The 13,554-nt window shown below is 32.5% G+C and carries 10 protein-coding genes, 1 pseudogene and 1 riboswitch; of the genes and pseudogenes, 3 read left to right on the top strand and 8 right to left on the bottom strand.

The features are described 5' to 3' along the window. The 5 genes and pseudogenes from IDG60_RS13120 to IDG60_RS13100 all read right to left on the bottom strand — a co-directional run. Positions 1-1,417: pseudogene (locus IDG60_RS13120) on the bottom strand (S1C family serine protease); the annotation flags it as partial. Positions 1,418-1,635: 218 nt separating this feature from the next. Then, entirely contained in the window at positions 1,636-2,439 is an 804-nt protein-coding gene (locus tag IDG60_RS13115; protein ID WP_000928413.1) for a TerC family protein, read from the bottom strand. 74 nt (positions 2,440-2,513) lie between these two features. After that, positions 2,514-2,621, bottom strand: a riboswitch (yybP-ykoY riboswitch). Positions 2,622-2,740: 119 nt separating this feature from the next. Then, entirely contained in the window at positions 2,741-4,303 is a 1,563-nt protein-coding gene (locus IDG60_RS13110; RefSeq protein ID WP_001049950.1) for a peptide chain release factor 3, read from the bottom strand. Beyond that, entirely contained in the window at positions 4,303-4,554 is a 252-nt protein-coding gene (locus IDG60_RS13105) for a YueH family protein (RefSeq protein WP_000608862.1), read from the bottom strand. The genes IDG60_RS13110 and IDG60_RS13105 overlap by 1 nt, the downstream gene beginning before the upstream one ends. After that, on the bottom strand, positions 4,544-6,028 hold the full coding sequence (locus IDG60_RS13100) for a UDP-N-acetylmuramoyl-L-alanyl-D-glutamate--L-lysine ligase (protein WP_000340119.1): 1,485 nt from the start codon (positions 6,026-6,028) through the stop codon (positions 4,544-4,546). The genes IDG60_RS13105 and IDG60_RS13100 overlap by 11 nt, the downstream gene beginning before the upstream one ends. Positions 6,029-6,460: 432 nt before the next feature. On the opposite strand from IDG60_RS13100, the gene IDG60_RS13095 reads away from it, so the two are divergent. Beyond that, positions 6,461-7,636: a diglucosyl diacylglycerol synthase gene (locus tag IDG60_RS13095; protein ID WP_000258645.1), complete on the top strand. Its 1,176-nt coding sequence runs from the start codon at positions 6,461-6,463 to the stop codon at positions 7,634-7,636. Next, complete coding sequence (ltaA, locus tag IDG60_RS13090; RefSeq protein ID WP_001154223.1) at positions 7,614-8,804, top strand: lipoteichoic acid biosynthesis MFS flippase LtaA; 1,191 nt, start codon at positions 7,614-7,616, stop codon at positions 8,802-8,804. The genes IDG60_RS13095 and ltaA overlap by 23 nt, the downstream gene beginning before the upstream one ends. 112 nt (positions 8,805-8,916) lie before the next feature. On the opposite strand, the gene IDG60_RS13085 is transcribed toward ltaA, so the two are convergent. The 3 genes from IDG60_RS13085 to IDG60_RS13075 all read right to left on the bottom strand — a co-directional run bounded on the left by IDG60_RS13085 (position 8,917) and on the right by IDG60_RS13075 (position 12,091). Beyond that, a complete protein-coding gene (locus IDG60_RS13085) occupies positions 8,917-9,426 on the bottom strand; it encodes a YjcG family protein (protein ID WP_000600393.1) in 510 nt (169 codons plus the stop codon). 193 nt (positions 9,427-9,619) lie between these two features. Next, on the bottom strand, positions 9,620-10,378 hold the full coding sequence (locus IDG60_RS13080; protein ID WP_001288675.1) for an esterase family protein: 759 nt from the start codon (positions 10,376-10,378) through the stop codon (positions 9,620-9,622). 144 nt (positions 10,379-10,522) lie between these two features. After that, complete coding sequence (locus tag IDG60_RS13075; protein WP_000570687.1) at positions 10,523-12,091, bottom strand: alanine/glycine:cation symporter family protein; 1,569 nt, start codon at positions 12,089-12,091, stop codon at positions 10,523-10,525. A 341-nt stretch (positions 12,092-12,432) separates the two neighbouring features. Here IDG60_RS13075 and cozEa point away from each other — a divergent pair, with 341 nt between their 5' ends. After that, positions 12,433-13,518 (top strand): lipoteichoic acid biosynthesis protein CozEa, encoded by a 1,086-nt coding sequence (cozEa, locus tag IDG60_RS13070; RefSeq protein WP_000933105.1) that lies wholly within the window; start codon positions 12,433-12,435, stop codon positions 13,516-13,518. Positions 13,519-13,554: the final 36 nt, after the last annotated feature.

The raw sequence follows: 13,554 nt of genomic DNA, 5'->3' as shown, positions 1-13,554 counted from the left end.
TTTCATTTTCAACTGTAACGACCGATTTAACTGTGTTATTGGCATTTTTCATCGTTGTCGTATATTTTTGAGCATCTGCATCATTATTATCATTCATGCGATCATTTTTGTTCACATTATTAAAAATGGCATTCAAAATAACAATTAGAATAATAATACCCATTAGAATAACTAATTTAGGCCAATACATCATCCAAAACTTTTTCAAAATGTCACTATAATTATTATTCGTAGCGCGCCCTTTGTTCAATTTTGATGTAGCCTTTTTTTGATTATTATTTGCCGATGTCTTTGTATTTGTTTTTTGACCGTTTAATTTATCATGGTCATTAATAGAAATATTTCTTTTTTCAGTGCTACGATGAGATGCAGTTGACTGACTTTGATATCCCACCGTTTCAGACGAGTCTGCATTTTGTTTATGTTTATCTTCAACATGAATTTTTTCATCAAGTTTTCGATCGTCATCTATTTTTGATAATGATAGTGTATTGATATCATTATCAGGATTATCGTCAACAATATGATTTTCTCTCATAACGTTATCTTTATCATCACTTATCGATAGTGTATGATGACTTAAATCATTTTCATGATTAGACTTGTCATTTTGTTCGCTATCACCATATGTATAGGTTTTTGTTTGCTCATTTTGACTTTGCTGTCTTTTCAATTTCTGTTCTTCCGGTAAAGTTAATGGCTTCTGATTATTTACTTCATCATCAGATTCCGACAATTTTGGTACTGTATTTGATTTGTCTGATATTACTTCAGATTTCAGATTACTACTTTTATTTCCATCTGAACTGTCTTTTTTTATTTTCTCTGTCTGCATCGAGCTGTCTGAATCAGTTCTTGAAGACTCAGAATCAATTCTAGTCTCTTTATCATGTTCTGAAGGTTTAGAAAGTACATGTTGCTCTTCATGACCAACTTTGTTTTTATCTGAACTTAGCTTTCTCATTTCAGTTGATTCTACTTTATCGGTTGATTTAGTTGATAAAGTCGCTTCAGAATTTTGCTCATAATATTTTGATTTCTCTGTATCTTGGTCCACTGAATCTAATGAATTTTGTTTTTTAGATACATCGTCTGTTAAATAATGATCTCTGTTATATGCTGACTTACTATCCTGATTACTTTTACTTTCTTCAGCTTTATTCTCATTAACATCACGGTTTCTCTGTTCTAAATGCGATGATAAACTATTTTTAAAACGTTCGTGCTTATCAATTGAATCTTTATGTATTTGCTTATCTGCTTTTTTTGATGTTGTATTATCTATATTTTGTTTATCTTGATGTTGATTTAAATTTTCTTCTCTGTCTTCGTTGTGGAAGAATTCACGACGCTTACGTCGGTACTGACTTTTAGGAATTACATGTTTTTTACCAATATCCACTAATGTCCACTCCATTCAATAAAATCACTTATCATTATGACACATTAACACCTAATTTGCTTTAAAATCTATATAATTTCTATTGAAAAAATGCTAAATATAAAAGGCACATTTTCTTAATACTATATCGCATCTTTTGATTCACATTCTTCAAAATCCATTTTTCATAAATCACTCAATTAAATGAAAAAGGACAACCTTAAACTAAATTAAGATTGTCCGCTTCACATCAATTATTTATGCGATTTTTTATTTTTAACAACTGAACCTAACCAACCGATAATTACTAATCCAATTAGTACTGTCCAGAAAATAGATTGCCATAATACGCCATGTGGGAAGTGCTCAGGCAATACAGCGATGTCTGGGTGCGCTAATACCATGACAACTAATTTAACACCTACCCAACCAACGATCGCGAAGGCTGCACCTTCAAGTCCTGGATATTTGTTTAATAGCTCTACAAACCATGTTGCTGCATAACGCATTAGAATAACACCAATCATTCCACCTAGGAACATGACTACGAACTGACCTAAGTCCATACCACCAAAGTGAATACCAACTTTAGGAAGTGTTACAGCAATAGCTAAAGCAGCAAGCATAGAATCAATGGCAAATGCGATATCTGCAAATTCTATTTTCAACACAGTTCCCCAGAATGATTTGTTACTTGCTTTAATCTCTTCACCAGATTCATCATAATGATGATCATCTCCAGCTTCAGGACTTTCAATTTCTGGGTGTTTAAAGAACTGCCACAGATTTTTGATTGACATATAAATTAAGTAAACCGCTCCTGCAGCTTGAATAAACCAAAAGTTCGCGATAATACTAATTAAGAATAATGCTAAAAATCTAAATACAAATGCACCTAACAAACCGTAAAACAAAGCTTTTTTACGTTGTTCGGGTGGTAAGTGCTTAACCATTACAGCCATAACAATCGCGTTATCTGCTGCTAATAAGCCTTCTAAAAATACTAAAACGACAAGTACCCATAAATAAGGTAAGATCAAACTTGGATCCATTAACATGTACAACTCCTTTAAATAAATAAGTTAAGTACAAACAAAAAGACCTATGCTAAATAAATAGCAAAGGTCTCACTAAGCAATTTAAATTGCCCACTTTACCGGAAGATATCTTCGTAATGACGATAAAGTGTCGAATCATTTATACGGTCATGATTCTTAAGTTACTCCCCTCTGACAAAATGCCATAGGTTATTCATTTGATACATCATAGTATACCTTTTTCTTTTAAAATATACAATTTATTTTTCTTCAACGAAACAATTATTTTTAATGTAACAAATTCGATTATACAATTGAGCTGTTAAAGTAAACTATACAATTTAATTTCAAGGAATTTCTCTTCAAACCATCTTGTTGCAAATTCATTTTCAAATAAGAATACTAAATCGTCATATCTATCTTTCACTAAAATCGATCTTGATGTGTTCATCTTATCTGTAATTTGGTCTTCATTTTCAATCCAACGTGCAATTTTACGGCCTACTGGCTCCATAACAACATCAACATTATATTCGTTTTTCATTCTATGTTCGAAAACTTCAAATTGTAACTGACCAACAGCACCTAAAATAATTTGGTTTGTGTGTAATGTTTTATAGTATTGAATCGCACCTTCTTGTACTAATTGTTCAATACCTTTATGGAAATGCTTCTGTTTCATGACGTTTTTAGCAGAAACTTTCATAAAAATTTCTGGCGTAAATTGTGGTAAATCTTGGAAACTGTAGGTTTGTTTTCCACCAACTAAAGTATCTCCAATTTGATAATTACCAGTATCATATAGTCCAATGATATCGCCTGCTACAGCATGATTCACAGTTTCTTTATCGTCTGCCATAAATGACGTTGAACGTGTGATCTTTTGCTTTTTATTAGTACGTTGCAAAGTAACATCCATACCACGTTCAAATGCACCACTAACGACACGCATAAAGGCAATTCTATCACGGTGTTTAGGGTCCATGTTGGCTTGAATTTTAAAGATAAATCCTGAAAATGAATCATCAAACGGGCTTACTTCAACGTCTTCTTTTGTTTGTCTCGCATTTGGCATTGGCGCAAAATCAACATATGCATTTAAGAAATTTTGTACACCAAAGTTAGCTAAAGCTGAACCGAAAAATACAGGTGTTAAGTCTCCACTCAACAGCGCGTCATTATCAAAGGCTTCACCCGCTTCTTCAACCAACATTAATTCTTCAATCGCTTGTTCAAAAGCACTATCATTTGTAATTGCATGATCTTCTTCCAACTCAAAATCATCATTCAAATGTAATATATTTTCTTCATCTCTAAATGGTTCAATTGTTTTAGACTTTCTATCAATGATGCCAAAGAAACTTTGTCCCATACCAATTGGCCAATTCATAGGGTATGTTTCAATATTTAATGTCTCTTCGATTTCATCTAATAATTCAAATGGTTCTTTACCTACTCGGTCTAATTTATTAATGAATGTAAAGATTGGAATACCACGCATTTTACAAACTTTAAATAACTTCAATGTTTGTGGTTCAATACCTTTTGCACAGTCTATGACCATGACAGCACTGTCAACTGCCATTAATGTTCTATACGTATCTTCTGAAAAGTCTTCATGTCCTGGTGTATCTAAGATATTGATTTTATAATCATCGTAATCAAATTGCATTACTGAACTAGTTACAGAAATACCACGCTCTTGTTCAACTTTCATCCAGTCACTTGTCGCAAATTTACCAGTCTTCTTCCCTTTAACTGTACCCGCTTCACGAATAGCACCACTGAAGTACAATAGTTTTTCAGTTAACGTTGTTTTCCCTGCATCGGGATGTGAAATAATCGCAAAAGTCTTTCTAGACTCAACTTCTTGCTTTAAGTTCATTAGTCTTTCTCCTTTTTATATGTTTCTATCCAATCTGTTAGTTGTGATGCAATCGATTCTGCCTCTTCCTCTTCTTTAAAAACAAACAATTGCATGAGTATTGCTTCAAAACAAGTTTCTTCATCTAATGTCATTGCCATCTGATATGACCAAAACCAATCTGGTATAGCAATGATTATCTGGTTATTTAATGCTTCGAATAAATAAACATCAATAGTTTTACCTTCATCAATAAATCTTTTATTGATCAACAGGGCCACCACCGAACTTTTTGTAAGCTGCTTCAAGGCCAATTAAATCATCTCGATGTGGCACCTTAATATGCCCTGGCATGATTTGATATGGTTCTCTTCCTTTTGATGCTAAAACGACAGTATCCCCAGGCTCAGCTATGTCAATTGCATGTTTTATCCCTTCTGCACGATCATCAAATTCAATATAGTTTTGATGTGTTGCACCTTTGGCTAATTCTGCCGTTAACATTTTCGGGTCATCATTTGCCGGATTATCCGGTGTGAAAATGACATAATCTGCACGACAGGCAACTCGCCCCATTTCAGGCGTTTTAGTTAAATCACGTTCGCCTGCCATACCAACTAAAAATATCAACTTTTGCTTTACAAAAGGCTGTACTGCATCGATTAATTTGTTCATACCATCAGCTGTATGTGCATAATCGATAATTAAATCAATAGGTAACGAAGGATCTAAAACTTCTAATCGCCCTTCAACAGGTTCTAAATTTTCAACAGCTTTAATAATCGTTTCTAAAGATGTACCTTTACTCCACACCGCAATCATTGCCGCCATAATATTAGAAATATTAAACTTACCAACATAAGGCGATTTTACTGGGTAAGTTCCAAAAGGCGTTACAAAATCAAAGCTGACACCTTGTAAAGATTCTTGAATATTTTTAGCCATAAATTGGGCTTCCTCATCAATTCCATAACTAAATACTTCATAAGGCGTCACTGTTCTTAAATACTCAGAAAATGAATCGTCATTGTTTAACACGACATACTTTTCTTTCGACAAATCTTCACCTAATTGACTAAACAATAAAGACTTCGCGTGTCCGTATGCTTCCATTGTGCCATGAAAATCTAAATGGTCTTGTGTTAAATTTGAAAATATTGCAACGTCAAATTCAACGCCTCGCAGTCGTCCTAATACTAAGCCATGGCTTGATACTTCTAATGTCATAGATTCAGCGCCTGCATCAACTGCTTCTTTAATTTTCTTAGTTAAAGAAACTGTTTCTGGTGTCGTATTTGCACCTTTTGTCTTTGTTTCATTAATTTGGAAACCATTAGTTCCTAAATATGCACTATTTTTTTGTAACTTTCTTTGAATTAAATGAATCATCGTCGCAATAGAAGTTTTACCATTTGTACCCGTTACACCAAATGTCACTAACTGATGACTCGGATAATCATATAATGTGTGTGCTAGAATACTAGCTACTCTTAATGTGTCCGGCACAACCACTTGTGTTACGTTAGCTGGTAATGATTGTTCTTTATTGACCACTACCAACTTACACCCTTGATCAGCTACATTTTGACAGAACTTATGACTGTCTACAGTATATCCAACTGAAGCGACAAAAATGCTACCTTCTCTCGCTGTACGTGAATCAGTAGTGATATCATCTATTTGTTGTTCTAAAGAACCCAATACACGCTTTACTTTTACTTTCTTAAACAACGTACTTGCATCCAAACTGAACCGCTCCTTTTTCTACAATATGTTTATTATACACGTTTTGTTGATGTTAATAAATTTATAATTTCACTGTTATATCCTACTAATCAGCATTTTCTAATTTCTACTATTAAAAATAAAACATACGTTATTATGAATTAGTTTCACAATTATGGCTCATCTTAAATTATTAAAACCATCTTGTAACATGGTATAATATCATAATTGTTTCCAAAAATATGCTATAATTGTATACTGGATAATTTTAAATATACAAATAAAACATAGAACAATAAATTGCTTTATAAAATAACGTTTTATTTTGTATCAATTCATCTATTGATTAAAATTGCTATAAATGTAACGACTTTGCGTCTTTATTTCTTTTATAATGCCGTAAAATAAGTTACACTTAAATAAAATTTTCAAACTAACGGAGGGTGGCTATTAATGGTTACTCAAAATAAAAAGATATTGATTATTACTGGCTCATTCGGTAACGGTCATATGCAAGTTACACAGAGTATCGTTAATCAACTTAATGATATGAATCTAGACCATTTAAGCGTCATTGAGCACGATTTATTTATGGAAGCTCATCCAATTTTGACTTCTATTTGTAAAAAATGGTATATCAATAGCTTTAAATATTTTAGAAATATGTACAAAGGGTTTTATTACAGCCGCCCAGATAAACTAGACAAATGTTTTTACAAATACTATGGACTTAATAAGTTAATTAATTTATTGATAAAAGAAAAGCCAGATTTAATATTATTAACGTTTCCTACACCAGTTATGTCGGTACTAACTGAGCAATTTAACATTAATATTCCAGTTGCTACAGTGATGACAGACTATCGCTTACATAAAAACTGGATTACGCCGTATTCAACAAGATATTATGTGGCAACAAAAGAAACGAAACAAGACTTCATAGACGTAGGTATTGATCCTTCAACAGTTAAAGTGACAGGTATTCCTATTGATAACAAATTTGAAACGCCTATTAATCAAAAGCAGTGGTTAATAGACAACAACTTAGATCCAGATAAGCAAACTATTTTAATGTCAGCTGGTGCATTTGGTGTATCTAAAGGTTTTGACACGATGATTACTGATATATTAGCGAAAAGTGCAAATGCACAAGTAGTTATGATTTGTGGTAAGAGCAAAGAGCTAAAGCGTTCTTTAATAGCTAAGTTTAAATCTAACGAGAATGTATTGATTCTAGGTTATACCAAACACATGAATGAATGGATGGCATCAAGTCAACTTATGATTACGAAACCTGGTGGTATCACAATAACTGAAGGTTTCGCCCGTTGTATTCCAATGATTTTCCTAAATCCTGCACCTGGTCAAGAGCTTGAAAATGCCCTTTACTTTGAAGAAAAAGGTTTTGGTAAAATCGCTGATACTCCAGAAGAAGCAATAAAAATTGTAGCAAGTTTAACGAACGGTAATGAGCAATTAACTAACATGATTAGTACAATGGAACAAGATAAAATTAAGTATGCTACACAGACAATATGTCGAGACTTACTTGATTTAATCGGTCATTCATCACAACCACAAGAGATTTATGGAAAGGTTCCTTTATATGCAAGATTCTTCGTTAAATAATTACGCTAATCATAAAAATTTCATTTTAATGCTTATTATCTTATTTTTAATGGAATTTGCGAGAGGCATGTATATCCTAAGCTATATTAATTTCTTGCCAACAGTTACATCCATTGCTGTAGCAATAACGTCTCTAGCATTTTCAATACATTTTATTGCTGATGCATCTACAAACTTTGTTATAGGATTTTTACTGAAAAAATTCGGCACAAAAATCGTTTTAACGACTGGATTTATTTTAGCATTTACAAGTTTATTTTTAGTTATTTGGTTTCCAGCATCACCTTTTGTAATCATATTTAGTGCTATGATGCTCGGTATTGCAGTTAGTCCTATTTGGGTCATTATGTTATCCAGTGTTGAAGAAGATAAACGTGGCAAACAAATGGGCTATGTTTATTTTTCATGGTTGTTAGGCCTATTGGTAGGTATGGTTTTTATGAATCTACTTATCAAAGTGCACCCAACACGCTTTGCCTTCATGATGTCTTTAGTCGTTTTAATTGCATGGATATTATATTATTTTGTCGATGTAAAGTTAACAAATTATAATACTCGTCCAGTTAAAGCTCAATTGAGACAAATTGTTGATGTGACAAAGCGCCATTTATTGTTGTTCCCTGGTATTCTTTTACAAGGTGCCGCAATTGCTGCCCTAGTTCCTATATTACCAACATATGCTACTAAGGTTATTAACGTAAGCACAATTGAATATACTGTTGCAATCATTATTGGTGGTATCGGCTGTGCAGTTTCGATGCTATTTTTATCGAAACTAATAGATAACCGCAGCAGAAACTTTATGTATGGTGTTATTCTAAGCGGATTTATTTTATACATGATATTAATTTTCACTCTATCTATGATTGTTAATATTCACATCGTGTGGATTATCGCTTTAGCTATCGGTCTAATGTATGGCATCTTATTACCAGCATGGAATACCTTTATGGCACGATTTATCAAATCAGATGAACAAGAAGAAACTTGGGGTGTTTTTAATAGTATCCAAGGATTCGGCTCAATGATAGGGCCATTATTTGGCGGATTAATTACACAATTTACCAACGATTTAAACAATACATTTTATTTCTCGGCATTAATCTTTTTAGTCTTAGCTGTATTTTATGGAAGCTACTTTATAGCAAATAGAGAAAAAGCTAAGTAAGGTTAAAACGTATTTTAAAATAAAGAAAATGGTCATTTTTATTACATTCAATAAAAATGACCATTTTCTTATTAATTCAAACATACTACGATTAACAATACTATTATGTTACTTAAGCTAATTTAAACGTTTCAATAACTTTCCATTTATCTTCGTCATCGTCAAAACGTAACAAAGTTAATTCATCGATAATTTCTTTATGGTCTACCCCAGCTAATGCTACTTGACCAAAAATATCTTCGAATTCTTGGCTAGATAGTCCTTGTGCTATTGTAAAGTGTGGCACAAAAACATGTTCAGCTTCTCCATAGAAATCTTCTCCATTAAAGCGATTAAACAATTCTTCTAAGTCGTCCGTCTTCGCAACTTTAAAGTAAATCACATTGTTCGTTGGTTTGAAGCTAGAAGCTTTTGTAGCATGAACTTCTACTGCTGGTATACCATTAATACGAGCTCTAACCTGTTCAATGACAGAATCTAAATCACCATCTTCAATTTCAAATTGCGCTTTAATTGTCACATGTGGTTTAATTCGTGAATACTGTTTATCATATCTTTTACGGTAAGAATCCACCGCTTCTTGAAATGACTTTGATGGAATTAATGCTAATCCTAAAATCATCTGAATTCCTCCTTTGTTTAACCTATTGCTATTATATCAAATTTCTTTGAAAACCGTTACATTAAAAATAATTCATTATACATCTTTTGCAATTTCGACAAATTTAAATTAAATCAAACAGTAAAATCTTTTATAAATTATATTATAGACCAAACTATATGAAGACAATTCATACTAAATCTACTAATGTAAATTACTCATAATGTTGATCATCTGTGTTTTTACGTAAAAAATACAATAATATATCTGACAGCAATGGTTTCCAATCTTTCCATTGGTGACCACCTTCAAATTCATCGTAATAATAAGTTATATTATATTTCTTAATTTGTTCAGCTAATTCTCTATTCGGTGTTAAGAAATCGGCACGCTTACCATTTGTTGGTAAAGTAAAATCTTTTTCATCTAGACCAATGACATGCCAAATTGTCAATTGTTCTTTATTAGCACATTGATTTAGCTTATCTAATACTTTGTCATCTGAATGTGGACTTAACATTGCTACACGACTAAAAATCGTTGGATAGGTCAACGCCGTTAATAAGGCAATACTACCCGCTAAACTATCCCCTACTAATAACCTTGCATTACCTACTTTCAGTGTAGAAAACGTCGAGTCAATAAATGGCAATATTTCTTTACCGACTGATTGAATAGTTAAATGAGAACGACTTCCTTGTGGATGAAATTCCTCTCTACGCTTATCAACGTCTTCATAATGGAATCCAACAATGATCGCATCATCAATACGCGCTTCTTTGATTAACGATTCATATGTACGTTGTATTCTCCCGAAACGTAAAAAATCTAATCCGTCAAAGCAAAGAATGACATTATATTTAACAAGTTGATTATAAGATTCTGGTAAATAAATACTTATCGTGACATCTCTATTTAAAATATTACTATATAAAACATGTTTATTAATCTTACCAGTTTTAAATTCTGACATAAAAAAGTGCCCCCTAGTAGTTGTATTGTTATTGTACCAAGAGACACTATATTTTTAAAATTCAAATTTCTGAGCACCTAAAATTATCAATGCTGTTTCTTTTTTTATCAAATGATCACTACATATACTATAAACAAAAGTAGATTACTTTTTGGCACGTGCTTGTTTTAAACGTTCTGGATATGTCTTCAACCAAAAGACAGCATTAGGTAATTTATTCGGATCAGGTTGATAAACTGCATTATAACCGTTTCCTAAACGTTTCTTTTGAATTTCATAATCTTTTAAAGCATTTACGGCAGGCTTATGTAAAATCCAAATCGCAATGATATTTAACCAAGCCATTAGACCTACACCTAAATCACCGAATGCCCATGCTACATCAGCTGTTTTAACTGCACCGTAAAATGTAGCGAACAAAATAATCACACGAGCAATATTAATAAATATCGATGAAACTTGATTATTTTGATTACGCGTTAAATAAGCAACATTTGTTTCTGTAATGTAGTAGTACGACAAAATTGTAGTAAATGCAAAGAAGAATAAAGCAAATGCAATAAAGTACGAACCTACGCCAGAGAAAGTAGGATCAAATTGATAACCACTGCCATGGAACGCTTTATCAATGCCGGCTTGTGCATACATCGCAGTACCTGAATAATCTTTACCTGTTGCATTTTCAACATAAATACCGCCATCTTTAATTAAATGCGGTGTGCCATTCGCATTAACCGTACCATCAGTCACATTATATGTACCAGAAATAAGTATAATCAGAGCAGTTGCAGTACATACAAATAATGTATCAATATAAACTGAAAATGCTTGTACTAGACCTTGTTTACTTGGATGTGATACTTCTGCTGCCGCTGCTGCGTGTGGACCTGTACCTTGACCAGCCTCATTTGAGTATAATCCACGTTTAACACCAATCTCTATCATTGCGCCAACGATACCACCAAAAGCAGATTGTAATCCAAATGCTGATTTGAAAATTAATGCAAATAACGCTGGCACTTCTTGTATATTGATACAAATGATAATGACAGCCATCAGTATGTAAATAATTGCCATAAATGGTACAACGGCTGTTGCAACATTGGCAATACTACGTACACCACCAAAAATAATTAATCCCAAAATAACTACAACAATAGCACCCATTAACCATTGTGGAACATGAATCGCATTATGCATAGAACTTGCTATAGCGTTAGATTGCACACCAGGAAGCAATAGACCTACTGAGATAATCGTAACAATAGCAAAGATAATTCCGTAAATTTTACCAAATTTACCACCAATACCATATTCAATATAATACGCTGGTCCACCACGGTATTCATTATTTTCAACTCTCTTGAATATTTGACCAAGTGTAGATTCAATAAAAGCACTACTTGCACCTAAAAACGCAGTAATCCACATCCAAAATACTGCACCAGGTCCTCCTATAAATATTGCAGTAGATACACCGACAATATTACCTGTACCAACCCTGCCTGCTAAAGACATGGCTATCGCTTGAAAACTTGAAATACCATTAGGAGACTTCTCTCCTTGAAACATTAATCGAATCATTTCTTTAAAATGTCTAACTTGAAAAAATCGCATACGCAATGTAAATAGCACACCAGTAATTAGCAAACCATAAACTAATGGCTTACTCCAAACAACCTCATTTAAAAAGGTTACTAATTTTTCAATCATAAGATTCCCCCTATTGTTTAAACATAAAAATATTATACGATTAAGCACGAGACACTTCAATATATTTTTCAGAATATTCTTATAAATATTAATATGATCATTTCATTATTTAAACACGTTTAATATTAAAATAAGTTATTCATATAAACTGGTGCTGTTTGATCCAATTGCAGACTTACGAGTCATTGAAAAGTCTCACAAACTATTGAAAGTAAATATCTTAAAATAGAAAGTGAATGGTTAATTTAAGTATATTTAAAAAATATTAACCTTTTTAAGCACTGCTATTTAGGATATACTAAATAATAACTAAGTTTAGAAAAATAGGAGGAACATCGTTTATGTTAAACAAGGTTTGGTTCCGAACTGGCATCGCTCTGATTATGCTGTTCATTCTCATCAAACTATTTATGGAAGTGCACGAAGTATTTACTCCAATAGCTACAATCATCGGTTCTGTATTTCTTCCATTTTTAATTAGTGGTTTTTTATTTTATATCTGTCTACCTTTTCAAAACTTACTTGAAAAAGTCGGTTTTCCAAGATGGGCTAGTATAACAACAATCATGTTAGCTTTGTTTGCTATTATCGGCTTAATTGTTGCGTTTGTTGCACCAATCATCATTTCAAATATCAACAATTTAATTAGTCAGACACCTGCCCTACAAAAAGAAGCAGAGCAAATTATTAAATTCGCACTAGCTCAAATGGATAAATTACCTGAAGATGTAACAAGTAGAATTACAAATATGGTTAAATCAATGGGTGATGGCGTTACTAATATTTTATCTAATTCATTACAGTACATTACATCATTAATTTCAACCATCTTCTTATTGATTATGGTTCCATTCTTCTTAATTTATATGTTAAAAGACCATGAAAAATTTATCCCAGCTGTTGCTAAATTTTTCAAAGGTGAACGTAAAGTATTTTTCGTAGATTTATTAACTGATTTAAACTTTACATTAAAATCTTACATTCAAGGTCAAGTAACTGTCAGTGTTATTTTAGGTATATTCTTATATATCGGTTATTCAATTATTGACTTACCATATATTCCTTTATTAGTTCTATTTGCTGGTGTCGCAAACTTAATTCCTTTCTTAGGTTCATGGTTATCATTTGCACCTGCAGCAATACTCGGTATTATAGATAGTCCTACTACATTTATATGGGTTTGTATCATTACATTAATTGCACACCAACTTGAAGGTAATATCATTACGCCAAATGTAATGGGTAAATCTTTAAGTATCCATCCTTTAACAATTATCGTTGTTATTTTAGCAGCAGGAGATTTAGGTGGCTTTACATTAGTTCTGATTGCAGTGCCATTATATGCTGTACTTAAAACGGTTGTTAGTAATATTTTCAAATACCGCCAACGCATTATTGATAAAGCAAACAGTAATGTTAAGGACTAATTCTGTGGATGTCTTTTAAGAATATAAGATACTATC

Source organism: Staphylococcus sp. EG-SA-2, assembly GCF_017152085.1.
This window is presented reverse-complemented; position numbering and strand designations above follow the sequence as displayed.

What these genes read in the sequence shown, in the direction of transcription:
- IDG60_RS13110 (WP_001049950.1), bottom strand. Translation starts at nt 4,303, where the DNA reads ATGAACTTAAAGCAAGAAGTTGAGTCTAGAAAGACTTTTGCGATTATT.
- ltaA (WP_001154223.1), top strand. Translation starts at nt 7,614, where the DNA reads ATGCAAGATTCTTCGTTAAATAATTACGCTAATCATAAAAATTTCATT.
- IDG60_RS13115 (WP_000928413.1), bottom strand. Translation starts at nt 2,439, where the DNA reads ATGTTAATGGATCCAAGTTTGATCTTACCTTATTTATGGGTACTTGTC.
- IDG60_RS13075 (WP_000570687.1), bottom strand. Translation starts at nt 12,091, where the DNA reads ATGATTGAAAAATTAGTAACCTTTTTAAATGAGGTTGTTTGGAGTAAG.
- IDG60_RS13085 (WP_000600393.1), bottom strand. Translation starts at nt 9,426, where the DNA reads ATGATTTTAGGATTAGCATTAATTCCATCAAAGTCATTTCAAGAAGCG.
- cozEa (WP_000933105.1), top strand. Translation starts at nt 12,433, where the DNA reads ATGTTAAACAAGGTTTGGTTCCGAACTGGCATCGCTCTGATTATGCTG.
- IDG60_RS13095 (WP_000258645.1), top strand. Translation starts at nt 6,461, where the DNA reads ATGGTTACTCAAAATAAAAAGATATTGATTATTACTGGCTCATTCGGT.
- IDG60_RS13080 (WP_001288675.1), bottom strand. Translation starts at nt 10,378, where the DNA reads ATGTCAGAATTTAAAACTGGTAAGATTAATAAACATGTTTTATATAGT.